The 3,374-nt window shown below is 66.5% G+C and carries 3 protein-coding genes and 1 pseudogene; all 4 read left to right on the top strand.

Annotated elements, in window-relative coordinates:
• Positions 1-1,645: non-ribosomal peptide synthetase (locus IG99_RS44695; protein ID WP_158973391.1), on the top strand; the 1,645-nt coding region annotated here is incomplete at its 5' end.
• Positions 1,642-2,310 carry a condensation domain-containing protein gene (locus IG99_RS44690; protein ID WP_051866627.1) on the top strand — a complete coding sequence of 223 codons (669 nt, stop codon included), beginning with the start codon at positions 1,642-1,644 and terminating at the stop codon, positions 2,308-2,310. The genes IG99_RS44695 and IG99_RS44690, both read left to right, overlap by 4 nt.
• Positions 2,231-2,737, top strand: a pseudogene (locus tag IG99_RS52465) (condensation domain-containing protein); the annotation flags it as partial. The gene IG99_RS44690 and the pseudogene IG99_RS52465, both read left to right, overlap by 80 nt.
• Before the next feature lie 6 nt (positions 2,738-2,743).
• On the top strand, positions 2,744-3,374 hold a 631-nt coding region (locus IG99_RS52460; RefSeq protein WP_463607372.1), incomplete at its 3' end, for an AMP-binding protein.

Here is a 3,374-nt window from a genome sequence, read left to right as displayed (position 1 = left end):
GGGTGCGGGTCCGGAGCGGTTCGTCGCGGTTGCTCTGCCGCGTTCCCTGGAGTTGGTGGTGGCGCTGTTGGCTGTGGTGAAGTCGGGTGCGGCGTATGTACCCATTGACCCTGACTATCCGGCGGACCGTATCGCCTACATTCTCGAAGACGCTCACCCGATGTGTGTGATCACCGGTCTCGGGGCGGAAGGTGCTCTGCCCAAGGACACTCCCCAGATCCTGGTGAACACTCCGGCCCTCGCTGAGCACTCCGGAACCGACCTCTCCAAGGTGGTGGACCCAGGCACACCGGCGTACGCGATCTTCACGTCGGGTTCGACGGGTCGGCCGAAGGGTGTGGTCATCGAGCACAGGGCGCTGGTGAACTTCCTGTCTTCGATGCAGGAGCGCTTCGATCTGGGTGTGGGTGACCGGCTGCTGGCGGTGACCACGATTGCCTTCGACATCGCGGGTCTGGAGTTGTACGTCCCGCTGTTGCACGGCGCAGCTGTGGTGCTGGCTTCTCCGCAGGACGTACGCGACCCCCTTGCCCTGCGCTCTTTGATCTCCTCAGCGGAGGTGAGCGTGATGCAGGCGACGCCGAGCCTGTGGCACGCGCTGGTGGCCGACACCGGCGAGGAGTTGGCCGGCGTGCGGGCGCTGGTCGGCGGCGAGGCATTGCCAGGTGAGCTGGCGCGCACGTTGGTGGCCCGGACGGCGTCGGTGACGAATCTGTACGGGCCGACCGAGACGACGATCTGGTCCACGGCCGATGAGGTCGGCGCGGATGCCGGCGGGGTGTCGTCGATCGGCGGTCCGATCGCCAACACGCGGGTTTACGTCCTGGGCGCGGGCCTGTGCCCGGCACCGGTGGGTGTCGCGGGTGAGATGTACATCGCCGGTGATGGTCTGGCTCGGGGTTATCTGAACCGTCCGGGTCTGACGGCGGAGCGCTTCGTGGCCGACCCCTTCGGCGCCCCCGGCTCACGTATGTACCGCACGGGAGACCTCGTGCGATGGAACACCAACGGGAAGATCGAGTACCTGGGCCGTATCGACGACCAGGTCAAGGTGCGGGGTTTCCGGATCGAGTTGGGCGAGATCGAATCGGTTCTGGCCGCCCATCCCGACGTCGCCCAAGCCGCAGTGCTCGTACGTGAGGACCGCCCCGGCGACAAGCGGCTGGTCGGATACGCCGTCCCCACCGCCGACGCGACACTCGACCCGCAAGCCCTGCGGGCGCATACGGCGAAGATGGTGCCGGGCTACATGGTCCCCTCCGCGGTCATGGTCCTGGACGTGCTGCCGCTGACACCGAACGGGAAACTCAACCGCCGGGCCCTGCCCGCTCCCGAGTTCACCACCAGCACGACCGGCCGTGCCCCGCGCACCCCGCAGGAAAAGCAGCTGTGTGAGCTGTTCGCAGAAGCGCTCGGCGTCGAGCAGGTCACCATCGACGACAACTTCTTCGAACTCGGCGGCCACTCCCTGCTCGCCACCCGCCTCATCAGCCGAATCCGAACGGCCATGGGGCTGGAGCTCGACATCAGACCCCTATTCGAGAACCCCACGGTCGCCGGAGTTGTCGATCAGCTCGGCAGCGTGAAGAAAGCACGTCCGGCACTGCGCCGCATGGACAGGTCCAAGTACGAGGAGCGCTCATGATTCCGGTGTCGTTCGCCCAGCGGCGTTTGTGGTTCATGAGCCGCCTGGAGGGGCCGAGCGCGACGTACAACATTCCGTTGGTGGTACGGCTGCGCGGTGAGCTGGATCTGAAGGCGCTGGAACTGGCGTTGACGGATGTGGTGGACCGGCACGAGAGCCTGCGGACGGTGTTCGTTGAGGTGGATGGTCAGCCGTACCAGCGGATCCTGCCGGTGGAGGAGGCCGCGCCGGCGCTGGTGGTGCGGGAGAGTTCTCGGGAGCGCCTGGCCGCTGATGTCACGGATGCCTCGGAGTACGCGTTCGGCCTGGAGTCCGAAATTCCGGTGCGGGCGTCGGTTCTCCAAGTGGCTGTAGACCATTGGGTGTTGGTCGCGGTGGTGCATCACATCGCCGGTGACGCCTGGTCGTTGGGGCCGTTGGCGCGAGACCTTGCGGTGGCGTACGGGGCGCGGTGCGAAGGTGCGGTTCCGGAGTGGGAGCCCTTGCCGGTGCAGTACGCGGACTACACCTTGTGGCAGCGGGAGTTGCTGGGCGACGAGGACGACCCGGAGAGTACGGGCGCGGCGCAGGTGGAGTTCTGGCGGAGTGAACTCGCCTCGGTGCCCGAGGAGGGACATTCCGATCGGCTCTCCGGTGGCGGGTCGTCTGGACGAGGCGCTGGATGATCTGGTCGGGTTCTTCGTGAACACGCTGGTCCTGCGGGCGGACGTATCGGGCGACCCGTCGTTCGCGGAGCTGGTCGCACGAGTCCGGGAGACCGACCTCAGGGCCTTCGGCGCACAGGATGTGCCGTTCGAGCGTCTGGTGGAGGTGTTGAATCCGGTTCGCTCGATGGGCCGTCATCCCCTGTTCCAGGTGGCGTTGGCGTTCCAGAACACCCCGGTTTCGGATCTGGTGATGCCGGGCCTGGACGTAGAGGTTGCGCCGGTCGCGACGCAGGTGGCGAAGTTCGACCTCTCCTTCAACTTCGCCGAGGTGTTCACCGGCGAAGGCGAACCGGCGGGCATCCGGGGCGGCATCGAGTTCGCCACGGACCTGTTCGGCCGGTCCACGATCGAGCGGATGGCGGGCTGGCTGGCGCGGTTCCTGGAGCACGTCCTGGCGCACCCCGAGCAGCCGGTCAGTCGGGCACGCATCCTCGATGACGCCGAATTGGGGCAGGTGCTTCAAGGCTGGGACGACACCGGCCGGGAGTCGCCCGGTGGCACGCTGCCCGAGTTGTTCGAGGAGCAGGTGGCACGGACGCCGGATGCTACGGCGCTCGTCTTCGACGGCGTCGAGTTGTCGTATCGCGAGCTGAACGAGCGGGCGAATCGTTTGGCTCGGTTGTTGGTTGAGCGGGGTGCGGGTCCGGAGCGGTTTGTCGCCGTCGCTCTGCCTCGTTCTGCCGATCTGGTGGTCGCGTTGTTGGCGGTGGTGAAGTCGGGTGCGGCGTATGTGCCGATCGACCCTGACTATCCGGCGGACCGTATCGCCTACATCCTCGAAGATGCCGCCCCGATGTGCGTGATCACCGGTGACGAAGGCGCCAACGATATTCCCCAGATCCTGGTGAACACACCGATCCTAGACGGGTATTCCGGGGCTGACTTGTCCGATGCGGAGCGGTCGGCGCCTCTGACTCCGGATGCGCCTGCGTATGTGATTTATACGTCGGGGTCGACGGGGCGTCCGAAGGGTGTGGTGGTTCCGCACGCGAATGTGGTGCGGTTGTTCTCCGCTACCGATG

The organism is Streptomyces griseus subsp. griseus, assembly GCF_000720255.1.
Classification (GTDB): domain Bacteria; phylum Actinomycetota; class Actinomycetes; order Streptomycetales; family Streptomycetaceae; genus Streptomyces; species Streptomyces griseus_I.
Note: the sequence above shows the minus strand (reverse complement) of the source record. Positions and strands in the feature narration are given on the sequence as shown.

What these genes read in the sequence shown, in the direction of transcription:
- IG99_RS44690 (WP_051866627.1), top strand. Translation starts at nt 1,642, where the DNA reads ATGATTCCGGTGTCGTTCGCCCAGCGGCGTTTGTGGTTCATGAGCCGC.